Origin of the sequence: Mycobacterium sp. smrl_JER01 (genome assembly GCF_048513595.2) — a bacterium.
In the GTDB taxonomy this organism is placed as follows: Bacteria; Actinomycetota; Actinomycetes; order Mycobacteriales; family Mycobacteriaceae; genus Mycobacterium.
In genome coordinates this window covers 3,254,090-3,270,526 of sequence record NZ_JBLXXK020000001.1, presented here as the reverse complement: position 1 = coordinate 3,270,526, position 16,437 = coordinate 3,254,090, and the positions used below count along the sequence as shown (strand labels likewise).

General features: G+C 64.7%; 20 protein-coding genes and 1 pseudogene. 11 read left to right on the top strand and 10 right to left on the bottom strand.

The window, feature by feature from the left end:
* Positions 1 to 583: 583 nt before the first annotated feature.
* The 3 genes from ACNUDN_RS15400 to ACNUDN_RS15390 form a co-directional block, all read right to left on the bottom strand.
* Positions 584 to 916 carry a type II toxin-antitoxin system PemK/MazF family toxin gene (locus tag ACNUDN_RS15400; protein ID WP_419122752.1) on the bottom strand — a complete coding sequence of 111 codons (333 nt, stop codon included), beginning with the start codon at positions 914 to 916 and terminating at the stop codon, positions 584 to 586.
* Positions 913 to 1,119 carry an antitoxin MazE-like protein gene (locus tag ACNUDN_RS15395; RefSeq protein ID WP_419122751.1) on the bottom strand — a complete coding sequence of 69 codons (207 nt, stop codon included), beginning with the start codon at positions 1,117 to 1,119 and terminating at the stop codon, positions 913 to 915. The genes ACNUDN_RS15400 and ACNUDN_RS15395 overlap by 4 nt, the downstream gene beginning before the upstream one ends.
* 261 nt (positions 1,120 to 1,380) lie before the next feature.
* Entirely contained in the window at positions 1,381 to 1,629 is a 249-nt protein-coding gene (locus tag ACNUDN_RS15390; protein ID WP_419122750.1) for a DUF3297 family protein, read from the bottom strand.
* 197 nt (positions 1,630 to 1,826) lie between these two features.
* Between ACNUDN_RS15390 and ACNUDN_RS15385 the strand changes: the two genes are divergently transcribed.
* Positions 1,827 to 2,027, top strand: coding sequence for a hypothetical protein (locus tag ACNUDN_RS15385; RefSeq protein ID WP_419122749.1), 201 nt, complete (start codon positions 1,827 to 1,829; stop codon positions 2,025 to 2,027).
* 168 nt (positions 2,028 to 2,195) lie between these two features.
* Here the strand turns inward: ACNUDN_RS15385 and ACNUDN_RS15380 are convergent, their stop codons facing one another.
* The 3 genes from ACNUDN_RS15380 to ACNUDN_RS15370 form a co-directional block, all read right to left on the bottom strand.
* A complete protein-coding gene (locus ACNUDN_RS15380; RefSeq protein ID WP_419122748.1) occupies positions 2,196 to 2,618 on the bottom strand; it encodes a hypothetical protein in 423 nt (140 codons plus the stop codon).
* 362 nt (positions 2,619 to 2,980) lie between these two features.
* Complete coding sequence (locus tag ACNUDN_RS15375; protein ID WP_419122747.1) at positions 2,981 to 3,229, bottom strand: hypothetical protein; 249 nt, start codon at positions 3,227 to 3,229, stop codon at positions 2,981 to 2,983.
* 312 nt (positions 3,230 to 3,541) lie between these two features.
* Positions 3,542 to 4,192, bottom strand: coding sequence for a TIGR03086 family metal-binding protein (locus ACNUDN_RS15370; RefSeq protein WP_419122746.1), 651 nt, complete (start codon positions 4,190 to 4,192; stop codon positions 3,542 to 3,544).
* Between the two features lie 62 nt (positions 4,193 to 4,254).
* Between ACNUDN_RS15370 and ACNUDN_RS15365 the strand changes: the two are divergent.
* The 3 genes and pseudogenes from ACNUDN_RS15365 to ACNUDN_RS15355 all read left to right on the top strand — a co-directional run.
* Positions 4,255 to 4,368 (top strand): annotated as a pseudogene (locus ACNUDN_RS15365) (HTH domain-containing protein); the annotation flags it as partial.
* Positions 4,369 to 4,702: 334 nt separating this feature from the next.
* Positions 4,703 to 5,203, top strand: a complete 501-nt coding sequence (locus tag ACNUDN_RS15360; protein ID WP_419122745.1) for a helix-turn-helix transcriptional regulator — start codon at positions 4,703 to 4,705, stop codon at positions 5,201 to 5,203.
* A 122-nt stretch (positions 5,204 to 5,325) separates the two neighbouring features.
* Positions 5,326 to 5,892 (top strand): sulfatase-like hydrolase/transferase, encoded by a 567-nt coding sequence (locus ACNUDN_RS15355; protein ID WP_498450157.1) that lies wholly within the window; start codon positions 5,326 to 5,328, stop codon positions 5,890 to 5,892.
* Positions 5,893 to 5,906: 14 nt separating this feature from the next.
* Here the strand turns inward: ACNUDN_RS15355 and ACNUDN_RS15350 are convergent, their stop codons facing one another.
* Positions 5,907 to 6,611 (bottom strand): TetR/AcrR family transcriptional regulator, encoded by a 705-nt coding sequence (locus ACNUDN_RS15350; protein WP_431960151.1) that lies wholly within the window; start codon positions 6,609 to 6,611, stop codon positions 5,907 to 5,909.
* Positions 6,612 to 6,696: 85 nt separating this feature from the next.
* On the opposite strand from ACNUDN_RS15350, the gene ACNUDN_RS15345 reads away from it, so the two are divergent.
* From ACNUDN_RS15345 to ACNUDN_RS15330, 4 genes are all read left to right on the top strand, one after another.
* Positions 6,697 to 7,188: a GAP family protein gene (locus ACNUDN_RS15345; RefSeq protein WP_419122743.1), complete on the top strand. Its 492-nt coding sequence runs from the start codon at positions 6,697 to 6,699 to the stop codon at positions 7,186 to 7,188.
* A gap of 337 nt (positions 7,189 to 7,525) precedes the next feature.
* The gene (locus ACNUDN_RS15340; protein WP_419122742.1) at positions 7,526 to 8,026 is read left to right on the top strand and encodes an alpha/beta hydrolase fold domain-containing protein; all 501 of its coding nucleotides are present in this window, start codon (positions 7,526 to 7,528) and stop codon (positions 8,024 to 8,026) included.
* A 195-nt stretch (positions 8,027 to 8,221) separates the two neighbouring features.
* Positions 8,222 to 9,031 (top strand): LLM class F420-dependent oxidoreductase, encoded by an 810-nt coding sequence (locus ACNUDN_RS15335; RefSeq protein WP_419122741.1) that lies wholly within the window; start codon positions 8,222 to 8,224, stop codon positions 9,029 to 9,031.
* 182 nt (positions 9,032 to 9,213) lie between these two features.
* Positions 9,214 to 10,371 carry a serine hydrolase domain-containing protein gene (locus ACNUDN_RS15330; RefSeq protein WP_419122740.1) on the top strand — a complete coding sequence of 386 codons (1,158 nt, stop codon included), beginning with the start codon at positions 9,214 to 9,216 and terminating at the stop codon, positions 10,369 to 10,371.
* Between the two features lie 173 nt (positions 10,372 to 10,544).
* On the opposite strand, the gene ACNUDN_RS15325 is transcribed toward ACNUDN_RS15330, so the two are convergent.
* Entirely contained in the window at positions 10,545 to 11,387 is an 843-nt protein-coding gene (locus tag ACNUDN_RS15325) for an NAD(P)H-binding protein (RefSeq protein ID WP_419122739.1), read from the bottom strand.
* Positions 11,388 to 11,478: 91 nt separating this feature from the next.
* Here ACNUDN_RS15325 and ACNUDN_RS15320 point away from each other — a divergent pair, with 91 nt between their 5' ends.
* Positions 11,479 to 12,426, top strand: coding sequence for a LysR family transcriptional regulator (locus ACNUDN_RS15320; RefSeq protein ID WP_419122738.1), 948 nt, complete (start codon positions 11,479 to 11,481; stop codon positions 12,424 to 12,426).
* Positions 12,427 to 12,557: 131 nt separating this feature from the next.
* Here ACNUDN_RS15320 and ACNUDN_RS15315 read toward each other — a convergent pair whose 3' ends face one another.
* A complete protein-coding gene (locus tag ACNUDN_RS15315; RefSeq protein ID WP_419122737.1) occupies positions 12,558 to 13,271 on the bottom strand; it encodes an SDR family NAD(P)-dependent oxidoreductase in 714 nt (237 codons plus the stop codon).
* A 110-nt stretch (positions 13,272 to 13,381) separates the two neighbouring features.
* On the opposite strand from ACNUDN_RS15315, the gene ACNUDN_RS15310 reads away from it, so the two are divergent.
* Both ACNUDN_RS15310 and ACNUDN_RS15305 read left to right on the top strand, forming a co-directional pair.
* Entirely contained in the window at positions 13,382 to 13,984 is a 603-nt protein-coding gene (locus ACNUDN_RS15310) for a TetR/AcrR family transcriptional regulator (protein WP_419122736.1), read from the top strand.
* Between the two features lie 97 nt (positions 13,985 to 14,081).
* A complete protein-coding gene (locus ACNUDN_RS15305; RefSeq protein ID WP_431961142.1) occupies positions 14,082 to 15,758 on the top strand; it encodes a GMC family oxidoreductase in 1,677 nt (558 codons plus the stop codon).
* 54 nt (positions 15,759 to 15,812) lie between these two features.
* On the opposite strand, the gene ACNUDN_RS15300 is transcribed toward ACNUDN_RS15305, so the two are convergent.
* Complete coding sequence (locus tag ACNUDN_RS15300; RefSeq protein WP_419122734.1) at positions 15,813 to 16,421, bottom strand: TetR/AcrR family transcriptional regulator; 609 nt, start codon at positions 16,419 to 16,421, stop codon at positions 15,813 to 15,815.
* Positions 16,422 to 16,437: the final 16 nt, after the last annotated feature.

Genomic DNA, 16,437 nt, shown 5'->3' with positions numbered 1-16,437 from the left:
ACAGAAGGGGGTGGCAGCGGGGCAGGCCAGCGATGAACCGGCTACAGCCTCAAAGCCGCCGGTGCGAACATTTGGACAGCTCCCAGGTATCTGCTTCTCAGACGAGTTCGATGAACCGCTACCAGATGCAGAAGTCGCTCTCTGGGAAGCTGATTCAACAGACTGACTCGACTCGAACGCGCGCGAACTATTGAGGGCCAAGCAGGGTCATGCAATCGCCAATATGTCACAGTGACGAAATAGGTCGGCAGCGGGGAGGGTTGGGCAAGTGCGCCGAAAATGAGCGTGCTGTCGGACTCGGCACGAAAGCCGGTTACGCCACGAGCGCGGAAGCGTCACGAGACGCGCAAGTTGGTAGGCGAAAGACTGGAAAGCTCCATGAGATGGTTGGCGGACTGGTGAAAAAGTCGGCGATCAACTGCAAAACGACATCGGACAATCGGACAGGCATCGCGCACTTGTTAATCAGCAGGGGTAAACAGTACTGGCATGTATACCGATAAGCCACATTATGTCAAGTAAACGACTGCATATTGCACAGGCGATAAACACGCCGTATTGTCCTGCTGCCCAACCATTCTCGTTACCGCGCGAGGCCGAGAAATGCCATCATCGCTCGCTCGACTTCGACGACTTGTTCCGCAGTCAGTCGACCGACTCGAGCGTGGACGTTCGATCTCCTGACAGTTGTGAGCTTGTCGATCATCACGTCACTGTCGTCGTCGAGTCCGGATAATCGACCGTCTCCGCCGGCTATCCGAATGCGCATTAGCGGAGCGTCCAGTAACGCGCTGGTGATCGGCGCAACCGTCACCGACATGGTGGCATCGAACAGGTCATCCTGGACAATCACCGCGGGACGCGGTTTCGTCGCGTACACACCCCCCGCTACGGTCCAGATCTCTCCTCGGTTCACTCCTCGTCCCATGGCGTCGAAACGGCCTCGATGAAGTCCTGGTCATCGCTGCCTTCATCCGCCCGCGCCACCAGCGAGGACTGGCGGTGAGCCTCGGCGGCAAAGCTCTCGGTGCGGACGTCAGGCACCCAGACCTGCAGCGGGCGCAGGCCCCGCTCCCGCATGCGCCGTCGGTACTCGCTGACTCTTTCTCTCACCGCCATGGCCACATGTTACATGTAACACTGGATCGAGGTAGCCGGATGGGCAGATTGGCCGGGATGGCAACCAGAATACTGACTGGCTGTTAATACATTGCATTGCAGGGCACTTCAATCTTGGCAACCAGTCCCCTGTGGTCGCAGGCGTCCGACTCTCGCGACAATCAAGCACACCGATGGCCTGCTCCCCCGCCTGGTGGCTTGGGATTACGACGCAATAGATATGGCTGGTCACCAGGAACCTATTGCATATCGCAATTCCGCTCAGCGGAAATAAGGTTCCACCGTGCCGCTGAGCTTGACGACCATGGGATTTCCGCGACGATCCTTCGCGGTAGGGACTTCAACACGCACCCAACCCTCGGCCACGTCATATTCGTGAACATTGGTTTTCTCAACGCCGTTGAAGCGAACACCCACGTCGCGGCGAAGCACCTCTTCGTCATAGAAAGCGCTGCGCGGATCGATGGAGAGGTGATCCGGTGGAACGTCTGTGCTCTGATCGTCGGACATGCTGGCCTTCGTTAAATGCTGCGTCAAGTGCTCGGACTGTTCTCAAGGAATCTACGTCACCCAGGAGTAGCCCGGCGCGCAGGCCTTTGCAGGCTGGCCGTACGGCGAGTTCGTCAAGCGCGCCCGGACCGCGTGGCGGTGACCTGTCGAAACTGTCAGACGGCGCGATGGTTCCGGTCGCGCCGTAGGCTTACTGCGTGACCTTCGCCAGCGCCGGCGCAGCGGCGGCCCTAACGGTGGGGCTGGCAGGCTATGCAGCGTTGATCTTGGCCGGCATTGCGGTGGCGATCTACGACGTGCGCCGGCGTCGCCGGGGCCGGGCGATCGCCGCCTCGGTAGTGGTCGGGGTGCTGACCCTGATCGGGCTAATCACTGCGATCGTCAGCAGTGTCGCGTGAACAGACACAACGCGGTGGGCATGACCACCGGATGGTTGGGCGGCGTCCGGCAAAGTTGCTCCCTGCCGTCGTTTCGGCTGCGGTGCACGACGTTCCCCCACGACCCGGTGGCCGCTGCGATGTCCGCGCCAAGCTCGTGTCGGCTGGTGCGCCAGCTACGCGCGTCGCTCACGCGGGAGCTAACGTGAACCGCGTCTCGCCCACCGGGCCGCTGGTTCCGCAGGGATTGGGACCGTTGAGCGTGTAGAGCCCGTTCGTACCGTCGAGGTTGAAGGTGGAGCGCGTGACCACATCGACCGGACGGCCGTCGGGGCAGAACGCGCCACTGGGAACGAACTGGTCGAGCACGTACTGGTTGCCCTGAATGTGCGCCTGGCCCTGGTCGGTGTTGGACGTGAGGTTGAAGATCGTGATGCAGCCGGGGCCACAGCTCGTCACCCGCACCAGGTTGTCCGTGACGGTCCCGTCGGCCATGATGCTGCGGTAGTGGTAGTCGCCCGGAGCGAGATCCGCATTCGCCGGTCCCGCCAGGCCGAGGCCGGCCGCGGCGAAGCCTGTCGCGATCGCGCCGACGATGATGAGGTTCTTCATGGCTTCAAGTGAACACCGTCACGGCGCCAACCGGTCCCACTTCGCAGTACCGATCCGCGTTGATCAGCGGGCGCGCTGACGGCCTCGGCTGCCTTGCGGTCGGGAAGTTGGTGCATCCCGGACGAGTAGACAAGTTGTTCTTCCTCCGATGCCCTCGGCGTAGCTATCGGCATGATCCGTCCCGCCAGCGTTGAGGAACATGCAGGGATAGACCACGCAGAGGTGCCGGTAAACTACGCCGTGACCATCAGCTGAATCACTCTGCGCCCGAAGTGTCCGCGCCTACTGCCTCAGCTGGATAGGACCAAAGCGCCTTAACGCCAACGGCTTACGGCAGGTTTATGCCCCGGCGGCTGACCTGCCTACTGGCCGTCGGTGCTGAACAGGTACCACCCGCCGTCGCCGGGGCCGCAGAACCAATACGGGAAGGCCCGGTCAAAGCTCGGATCGTTCCAGACAAGCGGGGCATCCGATTGACATTCGGCCTCGGAGGCCCAGAACCACGGGACCCCGTTGGAATCGGTCTCCAGGTAATCAGTGGCATTGGCTGTGCCCGCTGCGCCCATCAGGCCCGCGAATGCCAGTGCAGCGGCCGCAATTGCCCTCTTCATGTTCCCCACCCCGTCCAGCCGATTGAATTGTTGAGCGGATGCTAACACCGCACGGCCCACTGATCCATGCGGATGCAAAGAAAGATGGTCACGAACGTTGTGTGGGTCGGCATTCCCTCAACTGCCCGGTTCGCGCGCCGCCCACCAGGAACAGGGGAACGGCCTCCACCTGGCTTAGATCCTAAAAGCATTGGGCTGCTGGTGATGTGGCTGCCGTCCGCGACGCTTCGAATGGTCATCAGCGGTGGACGCCATTTCGATGGTGGCCGAGAGCTTTGAGGGTCCGTCCCCCATCCTCGTAGCTGGCCTCCGTCAGAATCGACGGAATGGATCCCGGCCATTCCAGGCGACCAGTTGCTCGATGGCGGGCGCATCGTCGGGTATGGGGACAACCTCGGCGAACGGCACGGCGACCTCGCCGAAACCCCTCGCCGCCGAGATCTCCTCGTAAAGTGCTCGGCGGTTCTCGGCCGGTAGCATCTGGCGGGCTGCGTGGAATGCCGCGGCCACGACGGTGTCGTCCCAGTGCGGCTGCTGACCGGTCGCCGTCGCAAGGTCCCAGGTGTGGACGGTCAGCTCGGAGAAGTAGGACGCCAGCACCTCGGCTCCGCTGCCTTCGATCCACGGCAGTGCCATAGGTCGTTCGAGCACGCCGTCATCGCTCCAGGCATCGGTGGCACGTCTCCCCGATTCCCACCACGCATCGATCCAGCGATCGTCGGCGACAGGGGTTTCGTTGACCGCGAAGGGGTTATCGCCGTTGCCGAGCGCGGCAACTCGGTCAAGCACGCCGATGAGGTGGGCCAGCAGTGCCCGCACGTCCATGTCGGTGCATGGCGTCGGGTCGCTGAGTTGCTCGGACCGAATCCCGGCAATGACGACCCCGGCGATGGTGATGGCGCGGTCGAGGATTGGCCGGGGATCCTTGCGGTGGTCCGGGGTCGCGTTGGTCGATGTGATCATGGCGCCATAGTGCCCACCTAAACCGGTCACCTTGTGACCGGTTTAGGTGGCAGTGTGGGTGCATGCGAGCCGACCGGCTGATCGCCATCCTGCTGCTGCTGCAACATCGTCAGCAGGTGACAGCATCGGAGGTAGCCCTGGAGTTGGAGGTGTCTGAGCGCACCGCCCGCCGCGACCTCGAAGCGCTCAGCAACGCAGGGGTGCCCGTGTACGCCGTGCCCGGCCGAGGAGGCGGGTGGCGCCTCTTGGGCGGCGCGCGCACCGACCTGTCCGGGCTGACTGCGAGCGAGGCTCGCGCGCTGTTTCTGGTAGCCGGGCCAGCCTCGACGGCCACGCCGAGCGTGAAGGCCGCTCTGCGCAAGCTCCTACGCGCGCTGCCCGCGCCCTTCCGGGAGCAGGCCGAGGCTGCCGCGTCATCGGTCGTCGTCGATCCACGACACTGGGGATCCAACCTGCCCGAACCCCGACCACCCCGGTTTCTCGACGAACTTCACGACGCGGTGATCCGCGGTGTCCAGGTACGGCTCGACTACGTCGACCGTTGGGGGCGCCGAGACCGAGCGGATCGTGCACCCACTGGGCATCGTCGCCAAGAGGCCCACGTGGTACCTGCTCTCCCACACCGACGCTGGACGACGGACCTTCCGGATCGACCGCGTGTCCTCAGTCGAGTTGACCGGCGACGCCGTCGAACGACCCCAGGGATTCGACCTTGCCGCGAGTTGGCGCGAGATCGCCGACGAGGTCGATCGACAGCGCACTCCTCTGGAGGCCGAGGCCACCTGCGCTCCCGACGGACTCGGCCTGCTCCGGAGGGTATTCGGGGGTCGTCTCGACGTTGGCGGTTCCCGGCCGGACGGGCGAATCGAGATCGTGATCCGCGGCCGCGACGAGTTCGCCCTCGCAGGCGAACTGGCGTGGCTCATCGATTGGGTCGAAGTCACCGGCCCGCAGGGCGTGCGCGACCATCTCGCGTCGATCGGCGGGGCGCTTGTGGCGCGGTACAGCTGATTGTGCAGTGGGCGCCCGGCCGTCCTCGTCCCCCGGCATCGAGATCGCCGTGCCGAATCGCGCGTATGCTATTAATGAATTCACATTAACTACGATGTCTTCGTGGAATCGAGGGGTTGGGAATGGGCACATCCGACGTAGCCGCGCGTCTGGGAGGCCCGAACGTGGTCATGATCGTGCTGGACGATCTCGGCTACGCTCAGTTCGGCTGCTACGGATCGGATATCCAGACCCCAGCCATCGATCGTCTCGCTCGAAACGGGCTCAGATACAGCCGCTTTCACGTCACCGGACTGTGTTCACCGACGCGAGCCGCATTGCTCACCGGTCGAAACCACCACGCGGTGGGAATGGGCTTCCTCGCCGACATCCCGACGGCCCATCCGGGCTACACCGGGAAGATCCCCGCCTCGATGCCGCGCGTACTGCGGGATTCCGGCTGGAGCAACCCGAGTGGAAGCGGTCATCGACGACATCGTCGGCTGCTCTGCGGTTGCCCCGGTGACGCTGCCCCACGTCTGGCAGCACGGCGGGACATCGCTGCTCCTGGGTCGAGACCGAGGGCTGCCGGTGTGCGACGATTATCGACCACCGTTCTCGTGGAACGGTCACTTGCATTCGGTGACAGTAGAATCCGATCTGGACTCGCTACCAGATCAGGAACTACTCAGGGCCGCGCTCAAGTCTGACTGATCGGACTCCGTCACGCGCGCAACGCGTCAAGGGTTTCGGCTGACGCCGGCGCGCGAATGACCGCAATCAGCGAATCGATGAGGTCCGACACGAACACCGCCGTGGGCGGCGCGTCGGAGGCGGTTGCCCGTTGCCGCTGGTGGTCGGCCATCGCATTCAGGCAACTACCGTAGACGAAGCGAAGCCGCGCCGTGGCGACGGCATCAGGGAGATGCGAAAGATGCTCCCAGATCAGCTGATTGAGCCTTTGCCCGTGCCCGGTCAACGGGGGATCGGCCAAGACCCACGCGTGCCCGCCTGGTTCGCCGTATCCCTGAAACAGCAGCTGAGCGACCAGCTCGACGTGTCGCTCCCCCCGTTCGATGCTGCTCACCTGAGGAAGGATCAAGGCCGCAAGAAGGCGTCTGAGCTCCACCGGGTCACCGCCCGACAGCGCCTGGTCGAGAATCCGTTCTCGATCTTCATCGATGCGTTCGAGACGATCTTCCAGTATGGCCTTGATCAGGTCCTCTTTGGATCCGAAGTGGTAGTTCACCACCGCGGCGTTGCTTTGTCCGGCGGCAAGTCTGATTTCGTTGAGGCTGACGGCGGCGATCCCCCGGTCGGCGAACATCGTCTCCGCGACGGAGATGAGCTTGATACGTGTCGCTTCTCCGCTGCTGTTGCGGCCGCGTGTGCGCGCCTGTTCCCGAATGCGATCCGACTCCGAGGGCATCGCCTGATCGTACGCATTTCCGCCAATCAGTATATAATGAAGCCTCATTATTTATATCGACGGTGACGAGAAAGCTGGGTGCGCGATGTGGGTGGAGCTGGCGTCCCTGGCGCTGGTGATCGCCGTATCCGGCCAGTTGCCTGACGCCGGCGGTCCCCCGCCGCAATGGATTCGACCCGCGACGATGGCACTGGCAGTGCTCCTGATCTTCGCCGCCCTCCTCACCTGGCTGCGCCGGGGACGCAGCCAACGTGCGCCGGTATGGCTGCAGGCGCTGGACTCCGTCACTCCACGGCGGGCGCCGGCAGTCGCGCCGGTTCTGGCGGCCGTGAACCCCAAGGTGCTCTCGGCCTGTGCTGCAGCAGGTTTCAGTGTCGGCGCCACCGTGCCGACCAGCCTGGCCCAGTGGGTTGATGTCACCGGTTTTGCCCTGCTCGCCAGCGCGACAGTGATGCTGCCGGTGCTGAGCTATGCCATCTGGCGCGAGCGCATGAACGAACCCCTGCGACGGCTCAAGGTCGCGCTGGATCGCCAAATTCGGCGATCCTCACGGTCGTTCTCCTTGCCGTGGGGCTGATGTTGTTGTTGCACACAGCGTGAGGGCGCTGCCCGCGATGTGAAGGAGAAGGTCGTGTCTGTACCTGATTCTCACCGTCCGAGTCGGCGGCTGCTCGCTCTCCAGAAGCTCATGCTGTTGGCGGCATCGCGATCAGCGGGCGTTCAGGATGTGGGCGCGACGCGCACAATCACCCGAGCAATGGAGTCGTGCCAGCGGCGGGTACGGGGAGTCGAGGTATCCACGGCCATGGTGGCCGGGGTGCCGGTTCGGTGGTTCCGCCCGGCCCGGACGGACGCAGGGTTGATCTTTCACGTACATGGCGGGGCGTTCGTAGCCGGTAGTTCGCTGGCCGCCCGTGCCCCACAGCGGGCTGGCCCGGCGCCATGGCGCCGAACTGGTGAGTGTCGATTACCGACTTGCGCCCGAGCATCCGTTCCCCGCGGCGCTGGATGATGTGTGGGCGGTCTACCTCGTGACAATGCTCCCCTGGGCAGACCTCACCAACAGTTCCGACAGCTTCAGGCGGAATGAACATCGAGATCTGCTCTCCCGCGCGGGTCTGTCGCGCAGTGCGGCGGCCTATGCCGGTGACTGCGATCTGAGGACGCCGCTGCTGTCGCCGCTCCACGGCTCGTTCGCCGGCTTTCCGCCCACATTGATCACCGTGGGTACTCACGACTGTCTGCTCGATGACTCCCGCAACGTCTCGGCCCGCTTGCGCGCCGCCGGCGTAGACACGACACTTGTCGAAATAGCCGGCGGATTCCACGGTTTCAGCCTGTTACCGGCTCCGGAATCGAAAGAGGTCAGGCGGCAGATGTCGTGCTTCGTCGGTGCCGTCCTCAACGATCGGTGAGGTCTCCCGGTCTCCACCGCCGGTGTTGTCCACCGGGATACCCCTTCTGTCCTGTCCTCCGGCGCGGGACGCTGTCACCAGGCTGAATCTGAAGGGTAAGTGCGAAGGGGCTTCACGACACGCCGCGCCGGAATAAACCTCGCACTCGGTGAACTTGGCTCAAGAGTCGCCCGTTCCCCCGACTCAGGAGATTCCATGACCCGTCCCATCCGCGTCGCCGTGCAGATCCAGCCCGGCGGCGCGCCCGACTACCGATCATGGCGCGACGCCGTCCTGGCTGCCGACGACCTCGGAGTCGACGTGATCTTCGGCTACGACCACTTCCACCGCCCGGCGGTGGAGGCCCTGGTCGACGGCAAGCCCATCATGGCAGCCGAGCAGCTCGACGTTTCCAACTTCGAGGGCTGGACTGCGCTCGCGTCGTGGGGTGAGATCACGTCACACGCCGAGATCGGGCTGCTCGTCACCGGCGTCGGTTACCGCAACGCAGACCTTCTCGCCGACATGGCGCGTACCGTCGATCACATCAGCGGCGGCCGTCTCATTCTCGGCCTCGGCGCGGGCTGGTACGAAAAGGATTACACCACTTACGGGTATGACTTCGGCACCTTCGGCTCCCGCTTCGACCTGTTCGACGAGAGCCTGATCCGTATCGAGAACCGGCTCGCGGCACTCATTCCGCCGCCCGTGCGCAAGCTGCCGATCCTCATCGGCGGCACGGGGCCCAAGCGCTCATTGCCCGCGGTGGCCCGGCACGCCGACATCTGGCACGCGTTCCAGGAACTCGACGCGTTCCGCAGGTCCAGTGACCGCGTCGACGAGCTCGCAGCGACGTTCGGCCGCAACGGCGCCGATATCGAGCGCTCGACGTTGTGGCAGAACGCCGACAGCGCCGACGACTTCCGCGAGGCCGGGGTCACCCTGTTCCAGACCGAACTCACCGCCGACAACGATTACGATCTCGCATCTCTCAAACAGGTGCTCACCTGGCGGGACAACGGATGACCACGCTCGGCCCCGCGGTGTCCGCGCTGGCCGACGGAACGGACCCATCCACTCCCCCTCGGGTGGAGACAGTCTGGGACCGGTAACCGATGTCGTGTTGATCTGATGGGTGATCTGCCCGCCCGTGGGCCTTCGTCAGGATCTGCTCTTGATCAATACTAGAACGTGTTCTAATTCGTTGTATGTTCAGTTCAGCGGCGGGGCACGCTGACCCCGCGTTCGCCGGAGTGAAGGCGGTCTTTGAAGCAGGTTTAGCCGACGGTGACGACCTCGGCGCGGCGGTGGCGGTGTTCGTCGACGGTCGTGCGGTGGTGGACCTATGGGGAGGTATTGCGGACCGGCGGACCGGACGCCCGTGGACGCGCGACACCGTGTGTCCGACCTTTTCTTGCACCAAGGGTGTGACGGCGACCGCGGCCCTCATGGCCGGTGAGCAACGCGGCCGCGGCGTCGACGAACGGGTGAGCGCGTGGTGGCCGGAGTTCGCGCACCACGACAAACACGAGATCACATTGAGCGACCTGATGACCCACCAGGCCGGCTTGCCCATCTTGGAGTGCCCGGTGTCGGTGGCACAAGCCGCCGATCCCGCGGCGATGGCCGACCTGTTGGCGCGCCAACGCCCGCTGTGGCGGCCGGGAACCGAACACGGCTATCACGCTTTGACTTTCGGATGGCTGGTCGGTGAATTCGTGCGCCGCCAGACCGGTATGACAGTCGGCGAGTTCACCCGGCGTCGCGTGGGCGATGGGCTGCTCATCGGCGTTTCTGGTGCGGCGGTGGGTGAGGCTGCCCGGATCAGTTCGCCCGCGCCCGAGCAGCGGGTCTGGAGTGCTGAGAACGCACCGCCGATACCGGACGACACCGTCGCGGAGATGGTGGCCGCGCTCGCCGATCCAGAATCGCTGTTCATCAGGGCATCATCGAATCCCATTGCAAACTACAATGATCCAGAAGTACTGGCGGCCGGCTGGCCCGCGGCCGGCCTGGTCACCACCGCTCGCGATCTGGCCAGTTTCTACGATGACCTGATCGGCGGGACCCTAGTGTCACCGGGGCATCTGCGGGAAGCGATCACAGAACGCGTACGCGGCCGCGACCGGGTGCTGCGGCTGGAAAGCGCATTCGGCCTCGGCTACATGCTGCCGTCGCAGAACTTTGTGGTGCCCGAGCCTGCGCACCAGACAGTATTCGGTCATCCGGGGGCCGGAGGCTCGGTGGGATTGGCAGACCTCGAGCACAAGGTCGCGTTCGCCTTCGTGCCCAATCTGCGCCGTGACTGGCTGGCCGGCGACCGCCGTGCCTACCGGCTCATCGCTGCGGTGTACGACGCGCTGTGACGTCGCGGCGCATCTGGTGCGCGCGGGCGCTTTATCCCGTGCGCCGGGTCCGTACATGGTTGGTCGCGATCAACCGATGGGTCCGCTCGCTCCCCCACTGCGACGCTCCCATTCCTGGCACGCTGGTGTCCGCCCGGTAGCACCGGCATTCTTTTTGATGCGGTTGTTGCGGGCTAAAGGAAGACGTCACGGTTGTTGATTGCCCAATCGCGGTAGCTGGTTGGCTCACGGCCAGTGATCTCACGAACCGCCGGTGTGACGACGGCTTGCTCGGTCGTCTCGAACTCCCATTGGCCCATGAGGAGGTCGAGATACTCCGGTGGCAGCACCTGCCCGTACAGTTCGCGCGCTTGCGAGGCCGAAAGCAGGGTGATGCCGATGGGATCAGCGATGGCTTTGCTGATGAGGCTAATCTGCTCCCGCATCGTCAAGGAGTCCGGCCCGGTGAGGACGATCCTGTCGCCGTCGAGTTGAGGGCTGGTGATCGCACGTACGGCGACAGCAGCGATGTCCTCGTCGGCTATCGGGGCCTGCTGGGATTCCGGGAAGGGTAGGCCAACATTGCGATGTTCGCGGATCTGTTTGCCCCAGAATCGGACGGCATTACGGGCGAATGCGCCTGGACGCAAGGACACACTGGTGAATCCGGCGGTGGTGACCGCGTTTTCGACGGCGAGGTGACGCTGCTTGTTGTAATCGACGAATGGTTCCTGGCGCGTGGTGTCGATCGTGGACAACGTGACCACCTTTTCAACATGGGCAGCTTTCATCTCGTCCACCAGCTCCGGCAAGGTGTCTGGTTGGGCAAAGCTGTAAAGGAAGACGGTGTCGACGCCTTCAAGGGCCGACCGCATTGTGTGTGGCTGGCTGAGATCGCTTTCAAACGTCTGCAACCATGGCCACCGCTGTGGATCGGGCCGGCGGCATGTCGCGCATACCTCGATCCCGGTGTCGGTCAGCTGGCTGATGATGTTCGAGCCGATCCCCCCCGTGGCCCCAGTGATCAGTACCCGCATCGTCGTGTCCTTTCTCGGGCATCGGACTCGACTGTAGGAACCCACCTAGTATCAGCGCCAATCATGATCCACTATGTGCAACATTCATGACGTGAATCTTGTCGGGGTCGACCTCAACCTCCTCGTTGTCTTGCACGCAGTTCTGCAGGAACGCAGCGCTACGCAGGCAGCAGCACGGCTGCACCTGACTCAGCCTGCGGTCTCGAATGCGCTGGCCCGTCTGCGCGTGCTGTTGGGCGATCCGCTTGTCGTGCGCGCCGGGAGGGGCCTGAGTCCCACGCCTGCCGCGCTGACCATCGAGCCTCGCCTCGACGCGGCACTGCGCCTCCTCGAGGGCATCGTGCGGGATCTCGACGACTTCGATCTGGCGACGACGACCCGCGAGTGGGTCATCGCCTTCGCCGATCTGTACGGCCCACTCGTTCTGCCCGGTCTTGACCTCCGGCTACAGCAGAGAGCCCCTCGGTGCAGCTTTCGCGTGCAAGCGCTGGACCGCATCAGTGTTGTCGATGCTCTGGCCACCGGCGAGATCGATCTGTACCTGGGCATCCCCACCACAGTCCCGTCAGCGTGGCACTCGGAACCCGCATTCAGCGACGACCTCGTCGGTGTCATCGCTGTCCACCATCCTGACGCCAACGGCGTCATGACACTCGACCGTTTCGTCGAACTGCCCCACGCCCACGTCCAGATCAGCCCGGGGCGGGGCCGCGAGGTCGACGATGCTTTAGCCCGCCTCGGGCACACCCGACGCATCTATCTCACCGTGTCGCACCACAGCTCGTTGTTCCCGGTCGTCGAGAACGGACACTGCATCGCCGTTGCACCCCGCCGCCTTGCCGAATACCACGCACGCAACTCGGGGATCACCCTCTTTGAGCTACCGCTTGATCTACCGGCATACGACGTCCGACTGTTCTGGCACGAGCGGGTCGACAACGACCCAGGGAATGCAGCCTTGCGTGAGCTTGTGCGGGACGTCCTTGTCGCCGGGCCTTCCGAGCCGAGACCCCGCACCGGCTCGATTGATTGGAAGTGATGTCAGCACCTCATCTCGGGGCCACGACCGTGTCGTTGTTGGCGTGGTGAGATACCGCCACTCTCAGATCACGCCTCCAAAAGAGTAGGGACGGAGGTCTGTTCACCATCGAGCGGTCCACGATCTGAGGCTCAGAATGTGAAGGGCTGCGGCGGCCCGGTGAGTGTGGCCTTGGCCCGTAGCCCGATCGCATCGACGATCTCGGTATCGCCCGCCTCGAGCCCGTCGAGGGCCAGTTCGACGAGTGCGGCCGGTTCGGTCACCGCGCCCTCGGGAAACTCGATCCCAGCCCTGTCGGCGAAATCGAAGAGCGTCTGGGTGCCGACGAGCCCGGGCATGAGACCGACGACATGTGTTCCCTGGCCGGCCAATTCAATTCGCACCCCGTTGGTGAGCCCCCACTCGGCCGACTTCGCGGCAGCGTAGGCGGTGTTGCCGTCCACCGTGAGCCACGCGGCTGCCGACAACACGTTGACGATGGCGCCGCCACCGTTGCGTGCGAGGACCGGCGCGAAGGCCCGGATGACATTCAGCGTGCCGAAGTAATTGGACTCCATCACCCGCCGGATGGCGTCCAGCTCGCCGGTCACCAGGCTGCCACCGGCGGTGTCGGCGGCGTTGTTGATCACGATGTCGACGTCATCGGCGATCTCGGCAGCGACCCGTGCCGAGTCCGGATCGAGGATGTCCAGGCGCAGCACCTCGGCCCCTGGGATGTCGACGAGCTCGGGTCGTCGCGCCGTCGCGTACACCTTGGCCCCGCGACGCAGCAGTTCGGACGCAAAGTGGGTGCCGATACCGCGGTTGGAGCCGGTGACCAAAGCCGTCGCGCCTGCCAATTTCATCTGTCCTCCACAGTGTTCCGGACGAGCCATAAAAGATGACCGTGTGGTCATCTTGACTCCGCCACTGTAAGTGGAAGATGACCGTGCGGTCAACTTGGTAGTGTGCGCAGGTGACGTCCTCTCCTCGTGCCCTGCGTGCCGACGCCGCACGCAACCGCGAGTCATTGCTGGCTGCGGCCGAGGAGGTGTTCGCCGAGCGCGGTGTCGAGGCCTCGGTCGCGGATATCGCGCGACGCGCAGGAGTGGCCAAAGGCACGGTGTTTCGGCACTTCGCCTCCAAAGACGATCTGATCGCGTCCCTTGTCTGTGAGCACCTCGTCACCCTCACCGACGCCCTACGGCGGCTGGCGGATGCTCGTGACCCCGGTGCGGCCCTGCTGGAATTCCTGACCATCGCCGCCGACCAGCGACGTCAGCACGACATGACCTATCTGCAGACGTACAGCGCCAGTGACGCCAGGGTGGTGGCGATCCGCGATGAGGTGCACGCCGGCGTCGAGACGCTGGTGGCCAACGCCCGCGCCGCCGGTGCGATCCGCCCCGATGTCACCGGGACCGACGTCTTCTTGCTGATGTGCGCACCGGTGCACGTGATGGACGGTCTCTCTGATCCGCCACCGGACTTGTGGCGGCGCTACCTGGCGATCATCTTCGACGGGTTACGCCCCCAGGGTGCGAACCCGTTACCCCGGCCCGCACCCGAATTGTCCTGAGCCGCGCCGGCCCGACTGTTCTTCTGCCGGGCCGTCGTCGCGCACACTAGGACGCGCATCCGATGGCAAGGGAGGAACGGTGCCGGAAACGAGCCCTGTGGCCGAGTTCGATTTCATCATCGTGGGCGCAGGCAGCGCGGGCTGCCTGCTCGCCAATCGGCTCAGCGCCAACCCGGATCACCGGGTGCTCCTGATCGAAGCCGGCGGCAAAGACGACTGGTTCTGGATCAAGGTGCCGGTGGGCTACCTGTACACCATCGCCAACCCTCGCACCGACTGGTGCTTCACGACCGAGGCTGATCCGGGGCTGGCCGGACGCAGCATCATCTACGCGCGGGGTCGTGTGATCGGCGGCTGCTCGTCGATCAATGCCATGATCCACATGCGCGGGCAGGCCAGCGATTACGAGCTCTGGGCGCAGGCCACCGGCGACCAGCGGTGGCTGTGGGGTGGCCCGGACCGTCCGGGCGAGACGCTGGCGATCTACAAGGAGCTGGAAGACTACTTCGGCGGAGCCGACCACTGGCACGGCGCCGGCGGTGAGATCCGAGTCGAGCGGCCGCGGGTGCGCTGGAAGATACTGGACGCCTGGCAGGCCGCCGCCGCCGAGTTGGGCATTGCGCCGATCGATGAGTTCAACCGCGGCGACAACTCCGGCAGTGCCTATTTCCATGTCAATCAACGACGTGGTCGGCGCTGGTCGATGGCCGACGCCTTCCTGCACCCGGTCACCCGCCGCAACAATCTCACCGTCTACACACAGACTCAAGCGTTGCGGCTGCTGATGGACCATCAGGTCGGTGAGGACCAGCGCCGCGGCGCCTGGACCACCGCGCAGCACCGCGTCGCCGGCCTTCAGGTACTCAAGGACGGTCAGATCCTCGACATCCGGGCCCGCCGGGAGGTGATCCTCAGCGCCGGAGCCATCGGGTCACCGCATCTGATGCAGGTCTCGGGTCTGGGCCCGGCCGCGCTCCTCACCCGACATCAGGTGCCGGTGGCTGTCGATATACCCGGCGTCGGCGAAAACCTTCAGGACCATCTCCAGCTTCGGACGGTCTACCGCGTCCGGGGCGCGCGAACCGTCAACACGCTGTACCGGAACTGGATCACCCGTGTGGGCATGGGAATTCAGTATCTGGCGCTGCGCTCGGGGCCCCTGACGATGCCGCCGTCCACGCTGGGTGCTTTCGCCAGAAGCGATCCGGCGCTGGCCAGCCCCGATCTGGAATGGCATGTGCAGCCCTTGTCGTTGCCGAAATTCGGCGAACCGCTGCACCCCTACGCCGCCATCACTCCCTCGGTCTGCAATCTGCGCCCCACCTCACGCGGGCATGTGCGGATGGCCGATGCGGATCCGCTGACCCACCCGAAGATCCTGTGCAACTACCTGTCCACTGACTCCGATCGTGAAGTCGCCGTGCGGGGCCTGCGGATGACCCGGCAGATCATGGCCGCGCCGGTCCTGGCCCGCCACCGCCCGGAAGAGTTGCTTCCCGGCCCGCAACTGGTGAGCGATGAAGACCTGCAGGCGGCGGCTCGTGAACTGGGGACCACCATCTTCCATCCGGTGGGCACTTGCGCGATGGGTGCCTTCGACGACCGTGGGCTACCGCGGTCGAGCGGCACGGTACTCGACACCGACTGTCGGGTGTTCCGCGTTGCCGGACTGCGGGTCGCCGATGCTTCGGCGATGCCCACCATCACGTCCGGGAACACCAACGCACCGGTCATGCTGATCGCGGAGCGCGCGGCGCGGGCCATCCTGGAATGAGTCGGTGCGCCGAATCGCCGATGCCTGGTTTCCGCAGAGCCGTCAGCCGCTGTCCTACCGCCTGGTCCTGGTCCGTGGACGTCTGGTGGGAGTGCGTCCGCGGTTGATCAAGCGCAGAATCATGGTGACGGCCTCGTCCGTCTGAACCTGTGGGGTAAGAACCTTCTGCAGCAGCAGGCCCCGAATCGCGGCAACGGCGACGGTCGCCATGCTCAGCGCCTCCTCGGTGCCGTGCCCTTCGCGTTCGGCCAGTGCGGCCAGCGTCGTGGTGAGGTCGCCGAGCGAGTCGATGAACTCACCGAAGTCGTCCGGGCTGTACGCGGCGAGTCCCACGACGTGGAAGAAGCCGCGGATGCGCGACAGCTGCTCGGGCCGGGTGTAGGCCCGCCAGATCGCCACGACGAAGTCGTCGAAGGTGCCGTTGCGGGCGAACTGTGAAAGTGCCTCGTTGTCGCGGGCCCGCTGCACCGTCAACATGGCTGCCAGCACCCCCGTGAGTGACCCGAAGTGATACCGCAGCAGCGCGTGGCTGGTTCCGGCTCGGGCGGCGACCTCACGCAGCGACACTTCCGGCGAGGGTAGCTCCTCCGCGAAGGCGTCGAAAAGCCGAGCCAGCAGACGCTCGCGTGCGTTGCTGCTACCCGCCGCGCGTGACACGACCATTCACCTATCCTATCCA